Source organism: Pseudomonas sp. GW822-FHT07A10 (assembly GCF_058798795.1).
In genome coordinates, this window is the sequence record NZ_JBXAKV010000002.1 from 549,558 (window position 1) to 575,037 (window position 25,480).

Here is a 25,480-nt window from a genome sequence, read left to right on the forward strand (position 1 = left end):
GTCCTCGCAAGTGCATAAGTTGGTTGGCGTTAACCACTGGGACGTGCCGTGTAGCGTTGGCGACGCTGATCAGTGGCGGTTCAGGGGTTGAGCGGTTTTATGTGTGCTCTAACTCACCTGCTTGGCCAATTGGATATCCATGTATTCGTAAGCGATCCGTTGCGCCTGCTCGGTGTCGAAAGCATCTCCCGACAGCGCGCCGCGCAACCACAAACCGTCAATGAGGGCTGCCAGGCCCCGGGCGGCGCTGCGCGCTTGATCAAGCGGCAACGCACGGCGGAACTGGCAGCACAGGTTGGAATACAGACGGTGATCGTTGATCCGCTGCAACCTGTGCAAAGACGGCTGGTGCATGCTGGTGGCCCAGAAGGCCAACCAGGTTTTCATTGCCGGGCCATTGACCTGGCTGGCGTCGAAGTTGCCTTCGATAATCACCTGCAGATGCGCCCGTGGGCTGTCATCTGCCATCGCCTGACGGCGCGCGGTGACGTTCTCGCTGAGGACGCTCATCAGATACCGCATCGTGGCGGCGATCAGGCCATTCTTGTCCTGAAAATAGTGACTGATGATGCCATTCGAGACACCGGCCAAACGGGCGATCAGCGCAATGCTGGCGTCCCCCATGCCGACCTGATCGACGGCCTGCAACGTGGCTTCGATCAATTGCTGGCGGCGGATGGGTTGCATACCGACCTTGGGCATCTTGCACATCTCCTTAGGCCTTCCGGTGGACGAAATACGGCTACCGGATTGAGGGCCAGTCTATTTTGTTTTGATTGAACGTTCAATCAACAAAGAATAAGATCTGCGACAATTCGTCGCTGCTTACAGATTTTTCCTACGTGTAAATGACGATAAACCGACATCCAAAAATGCTCGAAACCCATACGCAGACGCGTTCCAGGGGTTTCGGGCTTTTTTCGGGGTGTCTTTATATCACCCGCCGGTCGGCTGCCAACTAATCGATTGGTCGGGTACCGCGTTGCCTTGTGTTCTTCTCTCGCACTGCCCGGAGCATCTGTGCCATGAGTTCTGCCTCTCTAATAAAGACCCCACCCGAGAAGGTGATGGTCAACGGTTGGGTGTTCTACACCTCTACCGCGTTGATTCTGTTGTTGACCGCCATTCTGATCATCGCCCCGCAAGAGGCCGGCAGAATGCTCGGCATTGCCCAGGCGTGGTTGTCCCGCAGCTTCGGCTGGTACTACATGGTGGTGATCGCCGCCTATCTGGTTTTTGTCGTCGGCCTGGCGTTTTCGTCTTACGGCAAGCTCAAGCTGGGCAGCAAGGACGATACCCCGGACTTCAGCTACGGCGCCTGGGCGGGGATGCTGTTCTCGTCGGGTATCGGCATCTCGCTGCTGTACTTCGGTGCGTCCGAGCCGCTGGACCACTACTTCAATCCACCGGAAGGCGTGGCCGGCAGCAACCTTGCCGCGCGTCAGGCAGTGCAGCTGACGTTCCTGCATTGGGGCCTGCATGGCTGGGCGATCTACGCCTTGGTCGGCCTGGCCGTGGCGTACTTTGCTTATCGTCATAACCAGCCGCTGGCGCTGCGTTCGGCGCTGTATCCGCTGGTCGGCGAGCGTTGGGTCAAAGGCGCGGCCGGTCATGCGGTGGACGGCTTCGGCATGTTCGTGACCCTGCTGGGGCTGGTGACGAACCTGGGGATCGGTTCGCTGCAAGTGTCGTCGGGGCTGGAAAACCTGTTCGGCATGGCGCACAGCAACACCAACTTGCTGATCGTGATCATTGTGATGAGCACCGTGGCGACCATCGCAGCGGTGTCCGGGGTGGAAAACGGCATTCGTCGTCTGTCCAACCTGAACATCGTGCTGTTCAGCGGTCTGTTGATTTTCGTGCTGTTGTTCGGCCCGACCTTGCACCTGCTCAATGGTTTTGTGCAGAACATCGGCGACTACCTGAACGGTGTGGTACTGAAGACCTTCGACCTCTACGTGTACGAAGGCGACAGTGAGAAGTCCGACCGCTGGTTGGGCCTGTGGACCCTGTTCTACTGGGCCTGGTGGATTTCCTGGGCACCATTTGTCGGCATGTTCATCGCGCGTATTTCCCGTGGTCGCACGGTGCGTGAGCTGGTCGCCGGTGTGCTGCTGATCCCGCTGGGTTTCACCCTGGCATGGCTGTCGATCTTCGGTAACTCGGCCCTGGACCTGGTGATGAACCATGGGGCGGTGGAGCTCGGGAAGACGGCGCTGGAACAGCCATCGATGGCGATCTACCAGTTGCTTGAGCATTACCCGGCGTCGAAAGTGGTAATCGGCGTGTCGATCTTTGTCGGTTTTGTGCTGTTCCTGACCCCGGCGGACTCCGGCGCGGTGATGATGGCCAACCTTTCGTGCAAGGGCGGCAACGTCGACGAAGACGCGCCGCACTGGCTGCGGATTTTCTGGTCGGTGGTGATCACCCTGGTGACCATCGGTCTGCTGTTCGCCGGTAACTTCGAAGCCATGCAAACCATGGTGGTGCTGGCGGGGCTGCCGTTCTCGGTGGTGCTGGTGTTCTTCATGTTCGGTTTGCACAAGGCCATGCGCCAGGACGTGCAGATCGAACAGGAGCAAGCGGAACTGGCGGCGCGTGGTCGTCGTGGTTTCAGCGAGCGTCTGACCCAGCTGGATCTGCAACCGAATCAGTCGATTGTTCAGCGTTTCATGGACAAGCAAGTCAGTCCGGCGCTGGAAGAGGCCGTGGTTCAACTGCGTGGCAAGGGCCTGGACGTGCAAACGTTGCTGGGCAAAGCCAAGCGTTGCATGGGCCTGCGGATCGAGATGGAAGAGGGCAATCCTTTTGTCTACGAAGTGAGCCTGGACGGTTATCTGGCGGCGGCGAGCGAAACGGTGTCGGCCGAAAGTGCCGATGAACCGCGCGCACGTTACTACCGCGCCGAGGTGTACCTGCACAACGGCAGCCAGGACTATGACTTGATGGGCTTCACTCAGGATCAGATCACCCGTGACGTGCTCGATCAGTTTGAAAGCCATCGGCAGCTGCTAGGCCGGGTTTATAGCTGAGGTTTGAGGTAATGCGGTGCACAAGCTGCACCGCAGATCCATTGTGGCGAGGGGGCTTGCCCCCGTTCGGCTGCGAAGCAGTCGTAAATCCGGATGATGCGGTGTATCTGAATAATCGCGGTGTCAGGTTTTGGGGCCGCTCCGCAACCCAGCGGGAGCAAGCTCCCTCGCCACAGTAGTCAGCATTCCAGATCCAATCTGTGCACAAGCAAAAACGCCGCGATCATCTCGCGGCGTTTTTGTGTCTGCTGTCTTGCTTACCCCAGGTTCTTGCCGAGCAGCGCGTGGTACAGCTCGCTGTCGCCCAGGATCCCGACCACTTTGTTGTTGTCGTGCAGCACCAGCTTGTTGCCGGTCTGGTAACGAATCTGCAGCGCATCGCGCATGCCGATGTTGGAGTCCACCAGCGTTGGTCGACGGCCCAGGGCTTCAACCGCTTGCCCAGGTATCCATTTCTGCAGGTCCAGGCTCGAGCCGTTCTGGCGCGCGCCTTTGATGGTGTTGCCTTCGGCCAGGTCCAGCCACGAATCGCCGCCCGGATCCAGGCACACCGAACCGTTGATGCGTTTGCAGTTGTCCAGGGTGCGCATCAGGCTGCGACCACACAATACGTTCAGCGGATTGGTGTGGGCGACGAAGGTGCGCACGTAATCGTCCGCAGGGTTCAGGACGATTTCTTCCGGCACGCTGTACTGGATGATCCGGCCGTCTTTCATGATCGCGATACGGCTGCCCAGCTTCAGGGCTTCATCGAGGTCGTGGCTCACGAAGACGATGGTCTTGCTCAGCTTGTTTTGCAGTTCCAGCAGCTCGTCTTGCAGACCCTGGCGGATCAGCGGGTCGAGGGCCGAGAACGGTTCGTCCATCAGCAGGATGTCGGCGTCCATCGCCAGCGCACGGGCCAGGCCGACACGTTGCTGCATGCCGCCGGAGAGCTCATTGGGTTTCTTGTTACGCCACTGGGTCAGGCCCACCAGCTCAAGCTTCTCGTCCACCAGTTTGCGGCGTTCTTTCTCGGGGCGACCCTGCATTTCCAGACCGAAGCTGATGTTCTCGCGCACCGTCAGCCAAGGCATCAGGGCGAACTTCTGGAACACCATCGCGATGCGCTTGGTGCGCATCATCTTCAGTTCCGCCGGGGTGCAGGACGCGATGTCGATCTGCCGACCTTCGTGTTCGACGAACAACTTGCCACGGCTAACGGTGTTGAGGCCGTTGATGCAGCGCAACAGGCTGGATTTGCCGGAGCCGGACAAACCCATCAGTACGCAGATTTCACCTTTCTCGATGTCCAGGCTGGCCTTTTCGACACCAACGATTTGCCCGGTCTTTTTCAGAATCTCGTTGCGGGTCATGCCCTGGTCGAGCAGTTTGAGAGCCGCGCGTGGATCTTTGGAGAAGATCACGTCCACGTCTTCGAAGCGAATAATGCTCATGCGTCACCCCCTACTTTGGCTTCGGGTTGTTTGCAGATACGGTCGAGCATGATCGCCAGCAGTACGATCGCCAGGCCTGCTTCGAAGCCCAGTGCGATATCAGCAGTGTTCAGTGCGTTGACCACAGGTTTGCCCAAGCCGTCGGCGCCCACCAGTGCCGCAATCACCACCATCGACAACGACAGCATGATGCACTGGGTGATACCGGCCGCGATGCTTGGCATGGCGTGGGGCAGTTCGATGCGCGAGAGCAACTGACGGCGCGAGCAGCCAAAGGCTTTACCGGCGTCCATCAGTTCGTCCGGAACATCGCGGATACCCAGGTAGGTCAGGCGGATGGGCGCGGCAATCGCGAACACCACCGTCGAGATCAGACCCGGGACCACACCCAGACCGAAGAGGGTCAGGGTAGGAATGAGGTACACGAAAGTCGGTACGGTCTGCATCAGATCGAGCACCGGCCGCATCAGTGTGTAGAACATCGGTTTGTGCGCGGCGACGATACCCAACGGCACGCCGATCACTACGCAGACCAGGGTCGCGAACAACACCTGGGCGAGGGTTTCCATGGTTTCCTGCCAGTACCCCAGATTGAGGATCAGCAGAAAGGAAGCGATGACGAAAACGGTCAGGCCCCATTTGCGTTGGATGAAATGTGCCAGTAGTGCGATGAGGCCGATCAATGCCAGCGGGTTGAACCAGGTCAGCGCAAAAGTCACGCCGTGGATCATCGTTTCCAGTGACACGGCGATGGCGTCGAAGGTGCTGGCGCCGTGTTGCGTCAACCATTCAACGAAGCTCGCGATGTACTGGCCTAAGGGTATTTTCTGATCAATCAGCATGGTAGTGAACGTCCGCATGCAAGGAAATAAACAGCCCGGGCAGGCGAGCCCGCCCGGCGTAAGCGATTACTGCGCGAGCTTGGCTTTCACGGCCTCCAGGCCTGGTTTACCGTCAATGGTGGTCACGCCAGCGAGCCAGGTATCGAGCACCTGTGGGTTCTTTTTCAGCCAGGCCTTGGCGGCCGCTTCAGGCTTCATCTTGTCGTCCAGGATGTTGCCCATCAGCGTACTCTCCATGTCGACGGTGAACTCCAGGTTTTTCAGCAGTTGGCCGACGTTGCTGCACTCTTGGGTATACCCCTTGCGAGTGTTGGTCGCAACGGTGGCAGCACCGAAATCCGGGCCGAAGAAGTCATCGCCACCGGTCAGGTACTGAATCTTGAAACGTTTGTTCATCGGGTGCGGTGCCCAGCCGAGGAACACCACGGCGGTGTCGCGTTTTTGCGCACGGTCGACTTGCGACAGCATGCCCGCTTCGCTGGACTCGACGACTTTGAAACCGGCGGTTTTGAGACCGAAGGCGTCTTTGTCGATCATGCTCTGGATCAGACGGTTGCCGTCGTTGCCTGGCTCGATACCGTAGATCTTGCCGTCGAGTTCTTTCTTGAATTTGGCGATGTCGGCAAAGTCATGCAGCCCTTTGTCGTACAGCGCTTGTGGTACGGCGAGGGTGTATTTGGCACCTTTGAGGTTGGTGCGCACGGTTTCCACGGTGCCGGCATCCCGATAGGCCTTGATGTCGTTTTCCATGGTCGGCATCCAGTTACCTAGGAACACGTCCATGTTCTTGCCGTCGGCCAGGGACTTGTAGGTCACCGGCACGGAAATCATCGTGGTCTTGGTCTTGTAGCCGAGGGCGTTGAGCACAACGCTGGTGGTCGCGGTGGTCGCGGTAATGTCCGTCCAGCCGACATCGGAGAAGTTTACGGTGCTGCATTGGGCCGGCTCTGCGGCTTGAGCCAGGAACGGCAGACTCAGCATGGCGGCCAACAACAACGACGGGGAACCTTTCATAGGGGCGACTCCTAAGTGTTTTTTTTGGCAGTGTTCCGACTGGACCACCGCACTTATCTGTTGCGGTTGGATGGCGTTTTGGAGACAGCTCTACCACAGCGCCTTGCAATCGAGTCGATACGATCATGTACCAGTGAAAATCTGACGCCTACAGGGTGCGTCGTAACCAGTACAGGGATGGTCGCATCCAGTGTCGGTGACGTCGTTTACAGCTTTTTTCAGCCCGATTTGCCCCGCTGATCCGCAAAAAAGCGGCGAAAACATTGCGTAAGAGACCCGCGGCGCTAGTGGGCATGAGTGCGTCGGTGTGAGACGTTGAACGACATGGTAAAAGCCTGATGATGCGGCCATCTCGACGGATTGCAGCTTGAGCGTAGCAGCTCCGTCACTGGGCGCTTTTGCGCCTGGAGCAGGCACATCCAGGAGTTCAGCAGTAATGGCTATCAGCGTTTTCGACCTGTTCAAAATCGGCATCGGCCCTTCCAGTTCGCACACCGTGGGGCCCATGCGCGCCGCGGCGCTGTTCGTGCAAGGTTTGCGCGAGCGGGGACTTCTGGAGCAGGTGTGTCGCGTCGAAGTTCAGCTTTATGGGTCGCTCTCGGCCACCGGCATCGGCCACGGCAGCGACAACGCAGTGATCATGGGGTTGATGGGCGAGTGGCCCGACGCGATCGATCCGTCGCAAATCGGCATCCGTATAGAAGCCTTGCGTGAAACTCACACGCTATTGCTCGACGGCCGCTTGTCGGTCCCGTTCATCTGGGCCCGGGACATGCGTCTGATCGACGAGAACCTGCCGTTCCATCCGAACGCTATGACCCTGGTTGCCGAAGGCGATCACGGCGAGCTGCATCGCGACACCTACTATTCCATCGGCGGCGGTTTTGTCGTCGACGAGGCGCAAGCTTCCAGCGGTGTGGTGGATCTGGATAACACCGTGCTGCCTTACGACTTCTCCAGTGCCGTCGAATTGCTCAGCCTGTGCAAGAAGCACAACCTGCGCGTGGCCGAATTGATGATGGCCAACGAGAAAGTCTGGCGCAGCGAAGAAGAAATCCGCAGTGGCCTGATGAAACTCTGGCGCGCCATGCAGGATTGTGTGGAGCAAGGCCTCAAGCACGAAGGCATCCTGCCCGGCGGTCTCAATGTGCGCCGTCGCGCGGCCAAGTTGCACCGCAGTTTGCAAGAGCTGAACAAGCCCAACGTGATCGGCTCGACCTTGAGCGCGATGGAGTGGGTCAACCTGTTCGCGTTGGCGGTCAACGAAGAAAACGCTGCCGGCGGGCGCATGGTCACGGCACCGACCAACGGTGCGGCGGGGATCATTCCGGCGGTGTTGCACTACTTTATGAAATTCAGCGAGGCAGTGACCGACGCCAATGTGGTCGATTACTTCCTCAGTGCTGCGGCGGTAGGGATTCTGTGCAAAAAGAACGCCTCGATCTCCGGTGCCGAAGTCGGTTGCCAGGGTGAAGTCGGTTCGGCTTGCGCCATGGCGGCGGCCGGGTTGGCGGAGGTTCTTGGTGCCACGCCGGAGCAGTTGTGTAACGCGGCGGAAATCGGCCTGGAGCATAACCTCGGCTTGACCTGCGACCCGGTGGGCGGGTTGGTGCAGGTACCGTGCATCGAGCGCAATGCGATTGCTGCGGTGAAAGCGATCAACGCCGCGCAGATGGCGCTGCGCGGTGACGGCCAGCACTTTATCTCGCTGGACCGGGTGATCCGCACCATGCGTGATACCGGTGCCGACATGCACGACAAATATAAAGAGACGTCGCGCGGTGGCTTGGCGGTTAGCGCGGTGGAGTGCTGAAACCGAGTTGACCTGTGGAGAGGGGGCAAGCCTGCTCTCCACAAAGACCTCATGTGCTACACCAGACCAGTCAAAACTGTGCACCAAGTGAACACGCGCACTAAAACGCGCCACCTTTTGGCGCGTCGCAAACAGGTAAGCCCGGCTCCCCGTTCGGGGATCAAATTCAAACCCTGACCGTTCGTCACCTGTGCCAGCGGTGACACTCTTGACCGCCGCGTCGCAGACCTGTTCCCACAAGTGCTACCGATTTGCTCACACGCAACGGGGGCACGGGTTTGGGGCCTTTGATGGCACTTTTAACCTCTTATCTCTGCGCGCCATATCTAGACGCATCGCGACGTCGTTTTCAGGAGTTATTGAACGCGCATTCAATTTAGGCATGGCAATTGCTCTGTCATTACAAAGCCCGTCTCCCACGCGAGAACGATGGCAATAAAAAGAGCCTCCGCCTGAGGCCATCACCCGCTTTGTGTGAGGAGATACCGCGATGACGACGTTCAACTCCGGGGCCCAACCCCAGAACCGTGCGCCTCAATCCATCGGCTTTCTGCTGCTGGACAATTTCACGCTGATTTCTCTGGCCTCTGCAGTAGAACCTCTACGCATGGCCAACCAATTGTCCGGCCGCGAGCTGTATCGCTGGACCACGCTCACCGTCGATGGCGGTCAGGTCTGGGCCAGTGACGGTCTGCAGATCACCCCCGACGCCTCCATGCACAAAGCACCACCCATGGACACCGTCATTGTCTGCGGCGGCATCGGCATTCAGCGCACCGTAACCCGTGAGCATGTGTCGTGGCTGCAAAGCCAGGCGCGTCAGTCCCGTCGTCTCGGCGCGGTCTGCACCGGCAGCTGGGCCCTGGCGTGCGCCGGCCTGCTGGACGGTTTCGATTGCAGCGTGCACTGGGAATGTCTGGCCGCTATGCAGGAAGCTTTCCCGCGAGTGGCCATGAGCACCCGGCTGTTTACCCTCGACCGTAACCGGTTCACCAGCTCCGGCGGCACCGCGCCGCTGGACATGATGCTGCACCTGATCAGCCGCGATCATGGCCGTGAACTGTCGGCCGCGATTTCGGAGATGTTCGTCTACGAGCGTATCCGCAACGAGCAGGATCACCAGCGCGTGCCGCTCAAGCACATGCTCGGCACCAACCAGCCGAAACTGCAGGAAATCGTGGCGCTGATGGAGGCTAACCTCGAAGAGCCGATCGACCTCGATGAACTGGCGGTTTATGTCGCCGTTTCGCGTCGTCAGCTGGAGCGGCTGTTCCAGAAATACCTGCACTGCTCGCCGTCGCGTTACTACCTGAAACTGCGCCTGATCCGTGCTCGGCAACTGCTCAAGCAAACGCCGATGTCGATCATCGAAGTGGCGTCGGTGTGCGGGTTCGTGTCCACGCCGCACTTCTCCAAGTGCTACCGCGAATACTTCGGCATTCCACCGCGTGACGAGCGCGTAGGCTCCAATACCACGCAACAAGTGGCGATGATGCCGCTGCCGCAAGCACTGGTGCTGTCGCCGTTGTCCGGGCCGCTGTCGGCGTTGAGCCAGGCACGTAATGAATCGACGTTTGCCAGCGTAAGGCTCTAAACCAGGCAAACTATTGTGGCGAGGGAGCAAGCTCCCTCGCCACAAAGTGTTCACACCCCGGAAATCAGGCGCTATGGCTCTGTTGGTACTGCGCCAATGCCGGTAACAGTTGCTTGTCAATGGCCTGACGCACGGCCGGCTGGATTGACGCGCTGCTGGTGTACATCTGCTTGACCATGGTCCGCAGTTCCATTGCCCGCTCGTTGTTCAAGCCCCGTACTGCGCATTCGCAGGCTTGCTCGGCGGTTGCGCCGGGGGGCACTGAAAACCCCAACGCTTTCAGCTGGCTCAACAGGTCTTCCTGGTCTATCAAATCGGCGTACATCATGACGCAATCCTTCTTCAGGGAACGGTGTCGTGGTTCGATTCTGGTAGGGGCTGTGGGTGTCGGCAAGGACGATTTGTCGCAATGGCCGCAATACCTATGAACAGGTCGCTTTCGGCTAACTTGCGAAAGATGGGAGTAGGCACACTGAACTCAGCTGGCATCACGAAGGTTTGGTCACCCTCGCGCAACAGCTCCTCAACAGTACCCTCCTCAGCTCCGATCTTGTCACGGCTTGATCGGGGTTTTTTTTGCCTGCGAATCCAGAATTTGTGTTGCTTGTGCGGACGCCATCGCGGCGGTGCGGCGATCCGACAAGCCACGCTCCCACAGGGGGCGTGAGTAACCTGTGGGAGCGTGGCTTGCCCGCGATGAACGATGACGCGGTCTAGCGTTGTAATACGAGAATGCGCGACAGCAATTCATCCCGGTCGACATAGCAACCCTGGAAATGCCGGGCGCCGGTGGCGGGGTCAAAGGCGTTGCGGGCGTGGAGGGTGCGGCGGTTGTCGAAGCACCACAACTCGCCGGGGTTGAGCCGTGTCATCACCCGGAAACGCGCCTCGCGGGTCATCGCAATAAAGCGCCGGTAAGCGCGATACAGCCTGGGCATCTGCTCCACTGAAGCATCGAATGGCCCACGCAGAAAGTTCGCCATGCGGATTTCCGACACTTGCCCGAATGCATCCAGCGCGATGATCGGCGCCAGGCAGCGGTAGTCGCTGTGGCGGTCCTTGTTGCGGAACTCCACGGGGATTTCACACAAGGCTTGAAACGCCTCTGGATCTTCCTGACGCAAAGCTTGGGCGATGGCAAAACCGTCGACGAAAATACTCTCGCCGCCGTCGGCGTCATTCACCAGGCAATGCAGAAATTGCAGCCCCGGTTGCAACTCCCGGGTCGGCAAATCGCTGTGCAGTGGCAGGTTGAAGGCGGTATAGGCATTGCTGTCGGCATCGGCCTTGGATTGCACGTTGAACAGCACGCCGAAATTGCTCTCGCGGATGAACGAAATCCGCTGGGCGATCAGCTTCAGCGAGCCTGGCTCGGTGGGGACTCCGCGCACTTGAGTCAGGCCGATATCGCGCACGGCCAGCAGCCATTGCAACAAGGCGTCGTTGTTTTCCATCAGGGCCTGGTATTCGAACACTGGCAGCTGCAAATCGCTGTGCCAAAGCCTGGCTTTCGGTTTGCCCGCCTGGCGTTCGGCGCGGGACTCATCGTCATAGGCATGGGCCCGCAGCCAGCCCGGATCGAAGCGGCTGAGGTGGCCATCCTGCCAATCGACGCACAGGCAGCCTTCGGCATCGACCGTGGCGTTTTCAGGCATCAGGTGCTCTGCGACATCGACGATTTCCAGCACTTGCTCACGCGTCACCGTGTAGACGCACTGTGGGCACGGGCAGTTGTCCCGCAGCCATTGATGATGAAAAGGGCTGACCCGACCGTCCGCCCACTTCACTTGAATGCGGTCCGCCAGGGTGTGCGCGGCGGTCAACGCGCTGATCAATGGATAGGTGCGGAAATCGGCAAAAGCGGCGGCGGTGTTCATGGCAGGCTCCTTGTTATTTTTCGGGGGGTAATGCGATCACTCGGCCGATCCAGGCGGGTGCGGGCAAGTCGGCTTGATCAGCGACAATGGCCTGCAGCTTGCTCAAGGTTGCTTCGCTGAATGGTGCGGATCGCGGCCCGGCGAGGTCGACGTGCAGCAGCATTTGTTCATTGCCCGCCAGCTCCTTGTCACCGCCCACCAGATGCAGGCTGTGGTAGAGGTGCAGGCGCTTGCGGTCGTGGCCGATGATCTGCGTATGCACTTCGACGTCGGCATCGAGTTTCACTTCGTGCAGGTAATTAAGGTGCAGTTCGAGGGTAAACAGCGAGTGGCCGCTAGCCTCGCGGTTGTTGCTGTCCATACCCAGCCGATCCATCAACGCGTCAGTGGCGTAGCTGAAAATCAGCAGGTAGAAGGCATCGCGCAGATGGCCGTTGTAGTCGACCCAGTCGGGGATGATTCTGGTTTGGTAGGTGGTGAGGGTGGGCATGGTGGAACTCCACAGATAATCGCTGGTGTACACATGTGTGGCGAGGGAGCAAGCTCCCTCGCCACAGGGTGTGTGTTTATTCGCTGAAGGCCATCCCATGCTTTTCTTTGGTGGTTTTCACCGCCTCCAGCACCGCCAGCAAGCAATCGTCACGATAGCGTTCCAGTGCCGAGATGCTGTGTGTGCCCAACTGATCGCTGGTGCCATCCACCACATCGTCAATCAACTTGTCGGTCAGCTCCGGTGCCGGCAGATACGTCCACGGCAACTGCAACGCCGGCCCGAACTGCGCCATGAAGTGCCGCATGCCAGCATCGCCACCGGCCAGGGTGTAAGTCAGGAAGGTGCCCATGAACGACCAGCGCAGACCTGCGCCAAAACGAATTGCATCGTCGATTTCACCGGTGGTCGCCACGCCGTCGTTGACCAGGTGCAGCGCCTCACGCCACAACGCTTCGAGCAAACGATCGGCGATAAATCCCGGTACTTCCTTGCGCACATGCAGCGGACGCATGCCCAGGGATTCATAGACTTTCATCGCCGCTTGCACCGCTTCTGGCGCGGTGTTCTTGCCGCCGACCACTTCCACCAATGGCAGCAGATAAACCGGGTTGAACGGGTGCCCGACCACGCAGCGCTCCGGGTGCGTCGAACTCTCGTAAAACTCGCTCGGCAACAGTCCCGAGGTGCTGGAACCGATCAACGCATTGGGCTTGGCCGCCGCGCTGATTTTGCTGTGCAGTTCCAGTTTCAGGTCCAGACGCTCAGGGGCGCTTTCCTGAATGAAATCTGCGTCGCGAACACATTCTTCGATGGTGGCGACAAAGCGCAGCCGATCCTGCGATGCGCCGGGTGCCAGGCCTTGTTTTTCCAGCGCGCCCCAGGCATTGGCGACACGTTTGCGTAGCGCCGCTTCGGCACCGGGTGCCGGATCCCAGGCCACCACATCGAGGCCGTGGGCGAGGGCGCGGGACACCCAGCCGCTGCCGATGACACCGCTGCCCAGTGCTGCGAAGGTTTTGATCTCAGTGATAAAGCTCATGGCGACTTCCTGAATTGGGCTCAAAAAAAATGTGGGAGCGAACCTGTGTGGCGAGGGGGCTTGTCGGAACGCCGCATCGCCCCGTTCGGCTGCGAAGCAGTCGTAAAACATTGCATGCAGTATGGCTGATACACCGCGGCAACACGTTTTGGGGCCGCTTCGCGACCCAACGGGGGCAAGCCCCCTCGCCACACAAACTCGCTCCCACAGGGGGAAAGGGTGATTTGTTTCAACCGCGCTTGGTCAGGCCCATTTTTGCCCGGCCTTCTGCCGGGGTCAGAACGCGGGCGCCGAGGCGGCTGAGGATTTCCGAGGCGCGTTCGACCAGTTGGCCGTTGGTCGCCAACACGCCCTTGTCCAGCCACAGGTTGTCTTCCAGGCCGACCCGCACGTTACCGCCGAGCAGCACCGCTTGCGCCGCCATCGGCATCTGCATGCGCCCGATACCGAACGCTGCCCAGACCGCATTGGCTGGCAGGTTGTCGACCATGGCTTTCATGGTGGTGGTATCCGCTGGCGCACCCCACGGGATGCCCAGGCACAGCTGGAACAACGGGTTATCCAGCAGACCTTCCTTGATCATCTGCTTGGCGAACCACAGGTGACCGGTGTCGAAAATTTCCAGCTCAGGCTTGACGCCCAGCTCTTGAATGCGTTTGGCGCCAGCACGCAGCTGGGCAGGGGTGGACACGTAAATGGTGTCGCCGTCGCCGAAGTTCAGGGTGCCGCAATCCAGGGTGCAGATTTCTGGCAGCAATTCTTCAACGTGGGCCAGACGGGTCAGTGGGCCGACCAGATCGGTGTTCGGGCCGAATTCCATCGGGTTCTCGCCTGCGCCGATTTCCAGATCGCCGCCCATGCCGGCAGTGAGGTTGACGATAATGTCGACGTCCGCCTCGCGGATGCGCTCCATCACTTCGCGGTACAGCGCCACGTCACGGCTGAACTTGCCGGTTTGTGGATCGCGAACGTGGCAGTGGACCACGGTAGCGCCCGCCTTGGCGGCTTCCACGGCGGCTGCAGCGATTTGTTTCGGGGTGACCGGCACGTGTGGGCTCTTGGCGGTCGTGTCGCCAGCACCGGTGAGTGCGCAGGTGATGATGACGTCGTGGTTCATGAGGCGGTTTCCTTCAGGCTTGAGTTTTTTTGGCAGAGCTTGGGCGTGGCGATCCCGCTCGCAGCCCGCATCGGGCTGCGAATCGGCGGTTCATTTCGGTTCTATTTACTGGTCAGCTTCAGGTTTTCAGCGGCCGGCTTGCCATCGAATGTGGTCACGCCTTCAAGCCAGCGTTGCTTGTCTTGCGGGTGATCCTTGAGCCACTGTTTGGCCGATTCGAAAGCGTCCTTGTGATCCAGCAGCGGCTGCATCATCCGGCTCTCGTCTTCGGCGGTGAACGTCAGGTTGCTCAGCAAGCGACCGACGTTCGGGCATTGCTGCGCGTAGTTCGGCGAGGTGACGGTCCAGACCGTGGCCATGCCTTCGTTCGGGCCGAGGGCGTCGTCGCTGCCGGTGAGGTAGGTCATCTTCACGTTGACGTTCATCGGGTGCGGCGCCCAGCCGAAGAACACCACGGCTTCCTTGCGGCGTACCGCGCGATCTACTGCCGCCAGCATGCCGGCTTCGCTGGACTCGACCAGCTGGAACTTGCCGAGGCCGAACTGGTTCTTGGCGATCATCGCCTTGATCTGGGTGTTGGCGCCCGAGCCAGGTTCGATGCCGTAAATCTTGCCGCCCAGTTCTTTTTCAAACTTGGCGATGTCGGCGAAAGTTTTCAGACCCTTGTCGGCAAGGTAAGTCGGTACTGCCAGGGTAGCGCGGGCGTCCTTGAGGCTTGGCGCTTCAAGCACTTTGACCTGCTTGGCATCGACAAACGGCGTGATGGTCTGGGTCATCAGCGGGTTCCAGTAGCCCAGGAACAAATCCAGGCGCTGGTCGCGAATGCCGGCAAAGACGATTTGCTGGGAGGCGCTGGTTTGTTTGGTGCTGTAGCCGAGGCCGTCGAGCAGGACCTGGGTCATGGCGCTGGTGGCGATCACGTCGGTCCAGTTCACTACGCCCATGCGCACGTTCTGGCACGACGCGGGTTCGGCCGCCATGACACTGGCGCTCAAGAAAGCGGTACCGCTGAGTGCAAGAACACAGCTGCTGATCAGTCGTTTCATGTCGGGGTTCCTCGGCAGGTCGTTTATTGTGGGTTCCGGTGTCTGATGCGCCGGTGATGCCAAGTTACGCAGCAAAGCCCCCGTGGAAACGCACTGCGGCGACCAGCTCTTGCACTGCGGCGACCTGTGCACTTGAATGCTGCTTGCAAGTGGCGTATCAACGTCCACACGCTTCCCGCCCTCTCGTTGCCTGCCAGTCGAGTGCGCTCCATGTCCCAGGATTTCTACTTCTTGTTGATGCCGGGTTTTTCGGCGATCGGTTTTATCTCGGCGATCGAGCCGCTGCGGGTCGCCAATCGCTTTCGCGGCGAGTTGTACCGCTGGCATGTGTTGAGCGCCGATGGCGGGGCGGTTCTGGCCAGTAACGGCATGTCGGTCAACGCCGATGCAGCGCTGGAGCCGCTGAAGAAAGGCGCAACCCTGTTGGTGGTCGCCGGTTTCGAACCGCTGAAGTTCGCCACCCCGGCCCTGGAGCATTGGTTACGTCGCCTGGACAACGAAGGCGTGACGCTCGGCGCCATCGACACCGGCAGCTTCATCCTCGCCGAAGCCGGCCTGCTCGACGGTCATCGCCTGACCCTGCACTGGGAAGCCATCGACGCCTTCAAGGAATCTTATCCACAGCTGAGCGTCACCCAGGAACTGTTCGAGATCGACCGACGGCGTATCACCTCCGCCGGCGGTACCGCCTCGATCGACCTGATGCTTGACCTCATCGCCCAGGCCCACGGGCCGCAACTGGCGATCCAGGTCAGCGAACAATTCGTGCTCGGGCGCATTCGCCCGCGCAAAGACCACCAACGCATGGAAGTCGCCACGCGATATGGCATCAGCAACAAGAAACTGGTGCATGTCATTGGGGAGATGGAACAGCACAGCGAACCGCCGCTCAGCACTTTGGAGCTGGCGGAATCGATCAAAGTGACCCGGCGTCAACTAGAGCGCCTGTTTCGCCTGCACCTGCACGATACGCCGAGCAATTTCTATCTGCGATTAAGGCTGGAGAAGGCGCGGCAGCTGCTGCGCCAGACGGACATGAGCGTGCTGGAGGTGAGTATCGCCTGCGGGTTTGAATCGCCATCGTATTTCACCCGCAGTTATCGGGCGAGATTCGAGCGGTGCCCGCGGGAGGATCGCCGACAAAGCCAGAAGGCCTGAAACCGACCTCCTACGGGATTTATGTCGTTACTTCTTCATCAGCGCCGAGCAGGCCGCTTTGTAGGCCTCGTGCTGATACTTGTTCAGCGTGGCCGGCAGTTCAAAGTCGAACTTTTTGTTCTGCGCATTGATGGTTTGCGGCGACAGCAGCGTCACCTCGCAATTTTCCAGCAGCTGGAAAACCCCTTCGATCTTGAAGGTGGTCGGCCCACCGGCGAACTCACCTTTCTTGCTGCGCTTTTTGATCGCGATCCGGTCGATTGAATTCTCACGAATAAACGACGCCACCTGAGCGGCAAAGACTTTGACGTTGGCGGCTTCGTCGTCATCGTCGAGGGCGATTTTCTTGGTGGCCAGCGCGACGTGGGTCAGCCCCTGATCGTCGAGGGAGGCCACGGCAAGGATTGCTTCGCTGCCTTTGATTTCGATGCCGCAGATTTTCATTTGAATCCCTTTACTGGCTGATGACGTGCAGCTTACAGCTCAAGTTGGCAAGTGTTTATGTCAACCGCTGTGGCCTTTTTACTCCTGCCCAATCGACTCCAAAAACTCCGACCGCTCGTCACTCATCCGCGCCACGCAATCATTTTGCGCAATGTTGAACGCCTTGCTGCCGCTCGTCGCCGGGAACGCTTCCACCGCGCAATCGGCATCCCGGGTCTTCAGCCATTGTTGTTGCGCAGTTTTGATTTTTGCGGTGATGTCGGCCAGTTGCGCCTTGTTACTGCCGTAGCGCGTTTGCATGCGCTCGTTCAGGCCTTGGTAGTTGTCGCTCAGCAGCTGTTCGGCGGTGTTTCTGCTGTAAGCCGAGCATTCCAGGGTCTGGACTTCGTTTTCGACGGCGTCACAGGGGTTGTCGTCGGCCCCTTCGGCCGCCTGTACGCCAGTCGCTATCAGTGCCAAAGCCAAGAAGATGGATTTCATTGCGTCGCCGCCCTTAATTCAGTGAAACATTCGGTGATGCGACGAATTCTGGCCCATGCGAACGGGCTTGAACAGGTAGGCAATCACGTCGGTTGGCGACCCTTTGTCGCGGATTGACGCTTTCGGCAATTCCCCTGTCGTTTTTGCACCCGGCTGCACCGTCCCTCAGGCATATGCTGGCCCCAAAGCGCCGGCACACGATTCGGCGCATGAATCGTTAATAGGGGACTGCCTGATGAGCCCAGCCGAATTACACGCCGACAGCATCGTTATCGACGGCCTGATTATTGCCAAGTGGAACCGTGAGCTGTTCGAAGACATGCGCAAGGGCGGTCTGACCGCGGCCAACTGCACCGTGTCGGTGTGGGAGGGCTTCCAGGCCACCGTCAACAACATCGCTGCCAGTCAGAAGCTGATTCGCGAGAACAGCGACCTGGTGATCCCGGTGCGCACCACCGCCGACATCCGCAAAGCCAAGGAGCAGGGTAAGACCGGCATCCTGTTCGGCTTCCAGAACGCTCATGCCTTCGAAGACCAGATCGGCTATGTCGAGGTCTTCAAGCAGCTGGGCGTCGGTATTGTGCAGATGTGCTACAACACCCAGAACCTGGTCGGTACCGGTTGCTATGAACGCGATGGCGGCCTGTCGGGTTTCGGTCGTGAAATCGTTGCCGAGATGAACCGCGTCGGTGTCATGTGCGACCTGTCCCACGTCGGCTCGAAGACCTCCGAAGAAGTCATCCTCGAATCCAAGAAGCCGGTCTGCTACTCCCATTGCCTGCCGTCGGGCCTGAAAGTGCACCCGCGCAACAAGTCCGATGAAGAACTGAAGTTCATCGCCGATCACGGCGGTTTCGTCGGCGTGACCATGTTCGCGCCGTTCCTGGCCAAGGGTATCGATTCGACCATCGACGACTACGCCGAAGCCATTGAATACACCATGAACATCGTCGGCGAAGACGCCATCGGCATCGGCACCGACTTCACCCAGGGCCATGGCCAGGACTTCTTCGAATACCTGACCCATGACAAGGGCTACGCCCGCCGTCTGACCAGCTTCGGCAAGATCATCAACCCGCTGGGCATCCGCACCGTGGGCGAGTTCCCGAACCTGACCGAAACCCTGCTCAAGCGCGGCCATTCCGAGCGTGTGGTGCGCAAGATCATGGGCGAAAACTGGGTCAACGTTTTGAAAGACGTTTGGGGCGAATAAGCCGCCGCATCTGAAGAATCCTTTCCCCCGGCCGTCCGTGCCGGGGGCAACACAACGAATTTTCTGGAGTTAAGTTTCCATGGCCAAGATCGCCCCGCAATTGCCAATCGAAGTCGACAGCGAAACCGGTGTCTGGACCTCTGATGCCCTGCCGATGCTGTACGTGCCGCGTCACTTCTTCGTCAACAACCACATGGGCATCGAGGAAGTGCTGGGCGCCGACGCCTACGCCGAAATCCTCTACAAGGCCGGCTACAAGTCCGCCTGGCACTGGTGTGAAAAAGAAGCTGAATGCCATGGCCTGGAAGGCGTCGCGGTGTTCGAGCACTACATGAAGCGCCTGTCGCAGCGCGGCTGGGGTCTGTTCAAGATCCAGGACATCGACCTCGACAAAGGCACCGCCAGCGTCAAGCTCGAACACTCCGCATTCGTCTACGTGTACGGCAAGGTCGGGCGCAAGGTCGACTACATGTTCACTGGCTGGTTCGCCGGCGCCATGGACCAGATCCTGGCTGCTCGCGGCAGCAAGATCCGCACCGTCGCCGAACAAGTTTACGGTGGCTCCGAAGAAGGCCACGACGACGGTTTGTTCACCGTCAAGCCGTTGTAAGTCGAGGAACCCGCCATGGCTTTCGAAGCAATGTTCCAGCCGATCCAGATCGGCAAACTGACCATCCGCAACCGCGTGCTCAGCACCGCGCACGCTGAGGTCTACGCCACCGACGGCGGCATGACCACCGATCGGTACGTCAAGTATTACGAAGAGAAAGCCAAGGGCGGGATCGGCCTGGCGATTTGCGGCGGTTCCTCCAGCGTGGCCATCGACAGCCCGCAAGGCTGGTGGAAGTCGGTCAACCTGGCCGACGACCGGATTATTCCGCACTTCCAGAATCTGGCCGATGCCATGCACAAGCATGGCGCCAAGATCATGATCCAGATTACCCACATGGGGCGCCGCTCCCGCTGGGACGGTGAGCATTGGCCAACCCTGCTGTCGCCGTCGGGCATCCGTGAACCGGTGCACCGCGCGACCTGCAAAACCATCGAGCCGGAAGAAATCTGGCGGGTGATCGGCAACTACGCCAGCGCCGCGGCGCGTGCCAAGGCCGGTGGCCTGGATGGCGTCGAGCTGTCTGCCGTGCACCAGCACATGATCGACCAGTTCTGGAGCCCGCGGGTCAACAAGCGTACCGACGAATGGGGCGGCAGCTTCGAGAACCGCATGCGTTTCGGCCTGGAAGTGATCAAGGCTGTGCGCAAGGAAGTCGGTCCGGACTTCTGCGTTGGTATCCGTATCTGTGGTGACGAATTCCACCCTGATGGCCTGAGCCATGAGGACATGAAGCAGATCGCCAAGTACTACGACGACACCGGCATGATCGACTTCATCGGTGTCGTGGGCTCGGGTTGCGACACTCACAACACCCTGGCCAACGTTATTCCGAACATGAGTTATCCACCGGAGCCGTTCCTGCACCTGGCCGCCGGTATCAAGGAAGTGGTGAAGGCTCCTGTGCTGCACGCGCAGAACATCAAGGACCCGAACCAGGCAACCCGTATTCTGGAAGGCGGTTACGTCGACATGGTCGGCATGACCCGCGCTCACATCGCCGACCCGCACCTGATCGCCAAGATCAAGATGGGCCAGGTCGACCAGATCAAACAGTGCGTGGGCGCCAACTACTGCATCGACCGTCAGTACCAGGGCCTGGACGTCTTGTGCATCCAGAACGCCGCGACCTCCCGTGAATACATGGGCGTGCCGCACATCATCGAGAAATCCACCGGGCCGAAGCGCAAAGTTGTGGTCGTTGGTGCCGGCCCTGCCGGGATGGAAGCTGCTCGTGTATCCGCTGAACGTGGCCACGACGTGACCCTGTTCGAGAAGAAAGAATTCATCGGCGGGCAGATCACCACCGCCTCGAAAGCCCCGCAACGGGACCAGATCGCCGGTATCACCCGTTGGTTCCAGCTGGAACTGGCGCGTTTGAAAGTCGACCTGCGCCTGGGCGTGGCGGCGGATGCGGCGACCATTCTCGACCTGCGTCCGGACGTCGTGGTGCTTGCCGTTGGCGGCCATCCATTCCTGGAGCAGAACGAGCACTGGGGTGCGGCTGAAGGCCTGGTGGTCAGCAGCTGGGACATCCTCGACGGCAAAGTGGCGCCGGGCAAGAACGTGCTGGTCTACGACACCATTTGCGAGTTCACCGGGATGTCGACAGCCGACTTCCTCGCCGACAAAGGCAGCCAGGTCGAGATCGTCACTGACGACATCAAGCCGGGCGTGGCCATCGGCGGTACGTCGTTCCCGACTTACTACCGCAGCATGTACCCGAAAGAAGTGATCATGACCGGCGACATGATGCTGGAAAAGGTCTATCGCGAAGGCGACAAGCTGGTGGCGGTACTGGAAAACGAATACACCGGCGCCAAAGAGGAGCGGGTGGTTGACCAGGTGGTCGTCGAGAACGGCGTGCGTCCGGACGAAGAAATCTACTACGCCATGAAGGAAGGCTCGCGCAACAAAGGCCAGATGGACATCGAAGCCCTGTTCGCGATCAAGCCACAACCTTCGCTGAGCCAGGCGGGCGACGGCTACTTGCTGTTCCGCATCGGTGACTGCGTGGCCCAGCGCAACACTCACGCGGCGATCTACGACGCGCTGCGGTTGTGCAAGGATTTCTAAGAGCTTGTGGATAACCCTGTGGGGGCGAGGCTTGCCCGCGAAGGCGGTGTGTCAGTCAACATCATTTCTGAATGACACAGCGCCTTCGCGGGCAAGCCTCGCTCCTACAGGTAATCGAGCAAGGCATCCAGGTAGTTTGGCCTGCAAGACCCTGCGGTCTTTGGGAGCTCCACATGTTGAACACCCTTCTTCCAATCCTGTTGTTCGCTGCCCTGGGCCTGGCTGTCCTGGGCGCGTTGCGGCGGGTGGCTATGTGGCGTCAGGGCCGGGCTTCGAAAGTCGACCTGATCGGCGGTCTGTTCGCCATGCCCAAGCGTTACATGGTCGATTTGCACCACGTCGTCGCGCGGGACAAATACATCGCCAATACTCACGTCGCCACGGCCGGTGGTGCGGTGGCGTCCATTGTGCTGGCGATTCTGGTTCACGGTTTCGGCCTGCATAACCGCATTCTCGGTTATGCACTGCTGTTGATGACGGCAGTGATGTTCGTCGGTGCGATCTTTGTCTTCCTGCGCCGCCGCAACCCGCCGGCTCGGTTGTCCAAAGGTCCGTGGATGCGCCTGCCGAAAAGCCTGCTGGCGTTCTCGGCGTCGTTCTTCCTGTTGACCCTGCCGGTGGCGGGCATCCTTCCGGAAAACTTCGGTGGCTGGGTACTGGCGGCGATTCTCGGCGTCGGTGTGCTGTGGGGCGTGTCGGAACTGTTCTTCGGCATGACCTGGGGCGGGCCGATGAAGCACGCCTTCGCCGGTGCCTTGCACCTGGCTTGGCACCGTCGCTCCGAACGGTTTGGCGGCGGTCGTTCCACCGGCTTGAAGCCGCTGGATCTGAACGACCCGACCGCGCCACTGGGTGTGGAAAAACCCAAGGATTTCACCTGGAACCAACTGCTCGGCTTCGACGCCTGCGTGCAGTGCGGTAAATGTGAAGCTGCGTGCCCGGCGTTCGCCGCCGGCCAGCCGCTGAACCCGAAAAAACTGATTCAGGACATGGTCGTCGGCCTGGCCGGTGGTACGGATGCCAAGTTTGCCGGCAGCCCTTACCCAGGCAAGCCGATCGGTGAGCACGCCGGTAATCCGCATCAACCGATCGTCAACGGTCTGGTGGACGCTGAAACCCTGTGGTCCTGCACCACCTGCCGTGCCTGCGTCGAGGAATGCCCGATGATGATCGAGCACGTCGATGCCATCGTCGACATGCGCCGCCATCTGACCCTGGAAAAAGGCGCGACCCCGAACAAGGGCGCTGAAGTCCTGGAAAACCTGATCGCCACCGACAACCCTGGCGGCTTCGCGCCGGGCGGGCGGATGAACTGGGCGGCGGATTTGAACCTGAGCCTGCTCAGCGAGAAGAAATCCACCGACGTGCTGTTCTGGGTCGGCGACGGTGCCTTCGACATGCGCAACCAGCGCACCCTGCGTGCCTTCGTCAAAGTGCTGAAAGCGGCCAAGGTCGACTTCGCAGTGCTGGGCCTTGAAGAGCGCGACAGCGGTGACGTGGCCCGGCGTCTGGGCGACGAGGCGACGTTCCAGCTGTTGGCCAAACGCAACATCCAGACCTTGGCCAAATACCGCTTCAACCGCATCGTCACCTGTGACCCGCACAGCTTCCATGTGCTGAAAAACGAGTACGGCGCCTTCGATGGCAACTACCTCGTGCAGCACCACAGCACTTACATGGCGGAGATCATTGGCGAAGGCGCACTGAACCTCGGTCAGCACAAAGGCAACAGCGTGACTTATCACGACCCGTGCTACCTCGGCCGCTACAACGGCGAATACGAGGCGCCACGCGAAGTGCTGCGCGCCCTGGGCATCGAGATCAAGGAAATGCAACGTTCCGGATTCCGTTCGCGCTGCTGCGGCGGTGGTGGCGGTGCGCCGATCACCGACATTCCGGGCAAGCAACGGATCCCTGACATGCGTATGGAAGACATCCGCGAAACCGGCGCCGAACTGGTGGCCGTGGGTTGTCCACAGTGCACCGCGATGCTTGAAGGCGTGGTCGAACCACGGCCGTTGATCAAGGACATCGCCGAACTGGTGGCTGATGCGCTGCTTGAAGACGCCGCGCCGGGAAAGCCTTCGGCACCGGCCAAACGTGAACCTGCGGAGGTGCATTGATGAGCGACATTATCCGCCGCGACCCTCGCGCTGAATGGATCGCCCGCAACCGTCTGCACCCGCTGCACGCGGCCATGCAACCGGTGCAACACAGCTGGATGGGGCCTAACGGCGTCATCCGCAAGAATCCCCACGGGATCGGCTTTATTGGTCCCAACGGGATCAAACGGATCGACCGCAGTGGCGCTCAGCAGGGCGGGGCGACGAAACGCTCGGCCGCGGTTGAAGTGCAATTGCCGCTGCATCAAGTGGCTGCACCCGCGTTCTACATCAGCGTGGTGCCGGATATGGTCGGCGGTCGCTTGAGCAGCCACGACCGCGATTTGCTCGGCCTGGCCCATCAGTTGGCCGGCAAGGACGGCGCGGTACTGGCGGTGGTCTTCGGTGAGCACAAGGAAAACGCCTTCGCCACGGCGGGCGTTGACCGCTTGCTGGTACTGGAAGGCGACGAATTCAGCGGTTATGCACCGGAACAACGCGTCCAGGGCCTGCGGGCTGTGGATAACCAGTTCAGCCCGCGTCACTGGCTGCTGCCGGACAGCCGCAGTGGTGGCGGCGAACTGGGTCGACGCTTTGCTGCCGCACTGGGCGAACGTCCGGCCACACGGGTCTGGCAGGTCAAGGATCAGGAGTGCATCGGCCGTGCCGGTGCCGGTTTGCAGGACCTTGCGCGGCCGGTGGCCCGCTTGATTCTGGCGGCTGCCGAATGCGCCGAACCGGTCAGCGAAACCCGTCACGAAGCGTTGCCGGTGGAGTTATCCACAACGGTCGCTCGCAGCTTGTCGCGGATCGAAGATCTGGGCGCGGTGGCGGTGGACCCGGCGGCGATTCCGATGGCCGAAGCCGAGTTCATCTTTTCTGGCGGCAACGGGGTCAAGGACTGGGGACTTTTCCACAGGACGGCCGAAGCGTTGGGCGCGACCGAAGGTGCGTCGCGGGTGGCGGTGGACGATGGTTTCATGGCGCGCGATCGTCAGGTTGGCGCGTCTGGCACCTGGGTAACCGCGCGGGTTTACGTGGCGGTGGGGATTTCCGGGGCGATCCAGCACCTGCAAGGCATCGGTGCCTGCGACAAGGTGGTGGCGATCAACCTTGATCCGGGTTGCGACATGATCAAACGGGCCGACCTGTCGGTGATCGGCGAGAGCGCCGAGATTCTTCAAGCCTTGATCGATGCGGTAGAGGCTTACCGCAACGACGCCAAGCGCGATGCGGCTTAAGGGAAGGAAAGGGTTATGAGCACGAAAATCATCAGCCTGGTGTCCATCGGCGCCCACCCGACCTCCGGCCGGCCACGCCGCGCCGAGCAGGACGCGCGGGCCGTTGAGCTGGGTCTGCAGCTGGCTGGGGATAACCTGCAAGTGCTGCACGCCGGCGACGTTGCGGAACCGGCGCTGCGTGCCTATCTGGGCATGGGCCTGGAACAGTTGCATGTGCTGGAACAACCGGTCGGCGCAGATGCGCTGCCAGCGTTGACCGACTATTTGCGTGACGCCGGGGCGCAGGTGGTGTTGACCGGCAGCCAGGCGGAAACCGGTGAAGGCTCGGGCATGTTGCCGTTCCTGCTGGCCGAAAGTCTCGGCTGGCCGCTGGTAGTGGGTTTGGCGCAAGTCGAATCCATCGACGGTGGTTCGGCGCTGGTTCTGCAGGCCTTGCCGCGCGGTCAGCGCCGTCGCTTGAAAGTGCGCCTGCCGTTTCTGGCGACTGTGGATAACGCAGCGCCCAAGCCTCGGCAAAGTGCCTACGGTCCGGCGCGACGCGGGGTATTGCAGGCAGATGAAGTTGAAGTGGTCGACGATGAACTTCTGGCAGTGGCCACGCTGCAACCGGCAAAGCCACGACCCAAGCGCCTGAAAGTGATCAAGGCCAAGAGCGGTGCCGACCGCATGAAGGCCGCGACGGCCAAGGCCAGTGGCGGCGGTGGGCAAGTGCTCAAGGGCGTGACCGCGCAGGCGGGCGCTGAAGCCATCCTCAAGTTGCTGATTGAAGAAGGCGTGGTTCGTCAGGGTTGAGCGACGGCAACAACCGGTCATAAAACCGTTGGCCTGGCCGGTTGTGACGCATCAACCTGCA

22 protein-coding genes are annotated in these 25,480 nt (G+C 60.3%); 10 read left to right on the plus strand and 12 right to left on the minus strand.

Annotated elements, in window-relative coordinates; genetic code table 11:
• Positions 1-108: 108 nt before the first annotated feature.
• Entirely contained in the window at positions 109-702 is a 594-nt protein-coding gene (gene betI, locus AC1RL4_RS06025; protein ID WP_018928769.1) for a transcriptional regulator BetI, read from the minus strand.
• 380 nt (positions 703-1,082) lie between these two features.
• On the opposite strand from betI, the gene AC1RL4_RS06030 reads away from it, so the two are divergent.
• Complete coding sequence (locus tag AC1RL4_RS06030; protein ID WP_230175556.1) at positions 1,083-3,032, plus strand: BCCT family transporter; 1,950 nt, start codon at positions 1,083-1,085, stop codon at positions 3,030-3,032.
• A 257-nt stretch (positions 3,033-3,289) separates the two neighbouring features.
• On the opposite strand, the gene choV is transcribed toward AC1RL4_RS06030, so the two are convergent.
• From choV to AC1RL4_RS06045, 3 genes are all read right to left on the minus strand, one after another.
• On the minus strand, positions 3,290-4,468 hold the full coding sequence (gene choV / locus AC1RL4_RS06035; protein WP_018928771.1) for a choline ABC transporter ATP-binding protein: 1,179 nt from the start codon (positions 4,466-4,468) through the stop codon (positions 3,290-3,292).
• Positions 4,465-5,310 (minus strand): choline ABC transporter permease subunit, encoded by an 846-nt coding sequence (gene choW / locus AC1RL4_RS06040; RefSeq protein WP_018928772.1) that lies wholly within the window; start codon positions 5,308-5,310, stop codon positions 4,465-4,467. Before choW ends, choV begins: the two co-directional genes overlap by 4 nt.
• 66 nt (positions 5,311-5,376) lie before the next feature.
• Positions 5,377-6,324: a choline ABC transporter substrate-binding protein gene (locus AC1RL4_RS06045; RefSeq protein WP_018928773.1), complete on the minus strand. Its 948-nt coding sequence runs from the start codon at positions 6,322-6,324 to the stop codon at positions 5,377-5,379.
• Between the two features lie 436 nt (positions 6,325-6,760).
• Here AC1RL4_RS06045 and AC1RL4_RS06050 point away from each other — a divergent pair, with 436 nt between their 5' ends.
• Together AC1RL4_RS06050 and gbdR are read left to right on the plus strand one after the other, a co-directional pair.
• The gene (locus AC1RL4_RS06050; protein ID WP_019580666.1) at positions 6,761-8,137 is read left to right on the plus strand and encodes an L-serine ammonia-lyase; all 1,377 of its coding nucleotides are present in this window, start codon (positions 6,761-6,763) and stop codon (positions 8,135-8,137) included.
• 490 nt (positions 8,138-8,627) lie between these two features.
• Entirely contained in the window at positions 8,628-9,731 is a 1,104-nt protein-coding gene (gbdR, locus tag AC1RL4_RS06055; RefSeq protein ID WP_007975492.1) for a choline metabolism transcriptional regulator GbdR, read from the plus strand.
• Positions 9,732-9,795: 64 nt separating this feature from the next.
• Here the strand turns inward: gbdR and AC1RL4_RS06060 are convergent, their stop codons facing one another.
• From AC1RL4_RS06060 to AC1RL4_RS06085, 6 genes are all read right to left on the minus strand, one after another.
• A complete protein-coding gene (locus AC1RL4_RS06060) occupies positions 9,796-10,059 on the minus strand; it encodes a hypothetical protein (RefSeq protein ID WP_019580667.1) in 264 nt (87 codons plus the stop codon).
• A gap of 385 nt (positions 10,060-10,444) precedes the next feature.
• Positions 10,445-11,608: a gamma-butyrobetaine dioxygenase gene (locus tag AC1RL4_RS06065; RefSeq protein ID WP_230175547.1), complete on the minus strand. Its 1,164-nt coding sequence runs from the start codon at positions 11,606-11,608 to the stop codon at positions 10,445-10,447.
• Positions 11,609-11,621: 13 nt separating this feature from the next.
• Positions 11,622-12,098: a thioesterase family protein gene (locus AC1RL4_RS06070; RefSeq protein WP_111452947.1), complete on the minus strand. Its 477-nt coding sequence runs from the start codon at positions 12,096-12,098 to the stop codon at positions 11,622-11,624.
• 76 nt (positions 12,099-12,174) lie between these two features.
• On the minus strand, positions 12,175-13,140 hold the full coding sequence (locus AC1RL4_RS06075) for an L-carnitine dehydrogenase (RefSeq protein ID WP_019580670.1): 966 nt from the start codon (positions 13,138-13,140) through the stop codon (positions 12,175-12,177).
• Positions 13,141-13,369: 229 nt separating this feature from the next.
• The gene (cdhC, locus tag AC1RL4_RS06080; protein WP_019580671.1) at positions 13,370-14,257 is read right to left on the minus strand and encodes a 3-dehydrocarnitine:acetyl-CoA trimethylamine transferase CdhC; all 888 of its coding nucleotides are present in this window, start codon (positions 14,255-14,257) and stop codon (positions 13,370-13,372) included.
• Between the two features lie 101 nt (positions 14,258-14,358).
• Positions 14,359-15,303, minus strand: a complete 945-nt coding sequence (locus tag AC1RL4_RS06085; RefSeq protein ID WP_007937989.1) for a choline ABC transporter substrate-binding protein — start codon at positions 15,301-15,303, stop codon at positions 14,359-14,361.
• Positions 15,304-15,513: 210 nt separating this feature from the next.
• On the opposite strand from AC1RL4_RS06085, the gene AC1RL4_RS06090 reads away from it, so the two are divergent.
• Positions 15,514-16,461: a GlxA family transcriptional regulator gene (locus AC1RL4_RS06090; RefSeq protein WP_018928780.1), complete on the plus strand. Its 948-nt coding sequence runs from the start codon at positions 15,514-15,516 to the stop codon at positions 16,459-16,461.
• 27 nt (positions 16,462-16,488) lie between these two features.
• Here AC1RL4_RS06090 and AC1RL4_RS06095 read toward each other — a convergent pair whose 3' ends face one another.
• Entirely contained in the window at positions 16,489-16,905 is a 417-nt protein-coding gene (locus AC1RL4_RS06095; RefSeq protein WP_019580672.1) for a DUF3010 family protein, read from the minus strand.
• Positions 16,906-16,983: 78 nt separating this feature from the next.
• Positions 16,984-17,385: a lysozyme inhibitor LprI family protein gene (locus tag AC1RL4_RS06100; protein WP_018928783.1), complete on the minus strand. Its 402-nt coding sequence runs from the start codon at positions 17,383-17,385 to the stop codon at positions 16,984-16,986.
• Between the two features lie 235 nt (positions 17,386-17,620).
• On the opposite strand from AC1RL4_RS06100, the gene AC1RL4_RS06105 reads away from it, so the two are divergent.
• The 6 genes from AC1RL4_RS06105 (at position 17,621) to etfB (ending at position 25,419) form a co-directional block, all read left to right on the plus strand.
• Positions 17,621-18,598, plus strand: a complete 978-nt coding sequence (locus AC1RL4_RS06105) for a dipeptidase (protein WP_007907542.1) — start codon at positions 17,621-17,623, stop codon at positions 18,596-18,598.
• Between the two features lie 79 nt (positions 18,599-18,677).
• Positions 18,678-19,208, plus strand: coding sequence for a DUF5943 domain-containing protein (locus AC1RL4_RS06110; RefSeq protein ID WP_007926354.1), 531 nt, complete (start codon positions 18,678-18,680; stop codon positions 19,206-19,208).
• Positions 19,209-19,223: 15 nt separating this feature from the next.
• Positions 19,224-21,284 carry a dimethylglycine demethylation protein DgcA gene (gene dgcA / locus AC1RL4_RS06115; RefSeq protein ID WP_086944436.1) on the plus strand — a complete coding sequence of 687 codons (2,061 nt, stop codon included), beginning with the start codon at positions 19,224-19,226 and terminating at the stop codon, positions 21,282-21,284.
• A gap of 173 nt (positions 21,285-21,457) precedes the next feature.
• Positions 21,458-23,407, plus strand: coding sequence for a dimethylglycine demethylation protein DgcB (dgcB, locus tag AC1RL4_RS06120; protein WP_230175548.1), 1,950 nt, complete (start codon positions 21,458-21,460; stop codon positions 23,405-23,407).
• Positions 23,407-24,627, plus strand: coding sequence for an electron transfer flavoprotein subunit alpha (gene etfA / locus AC1RL4_RS06125; RefSeq protein ID WP_064620846.1), 1,221 nt, complete (start codon positions 23,407-23,409; stop codon positions 24,625-24,627). Before dgcB ends, etfA begins: the two co-directional genes overlap by 1 nt.
• A gap of 15 nt (positions 24,628-24,642) precedes the next feature.
• The gene (gene etfB, locus AC1RL4_RS06130) at positions 24,643-25,419 is read left to right on the plus strand and encodes an electron transfer flavoprotein subunit beta (protein ID WP_018928786.1); all 777 of its coding nucleotides are present in this window, start codon (positions 24,643-24,645) and stop codon (positions 25,417-25,419) included.
• Positions 25,420-25,480: the final 61 nt, after the last annotated feature.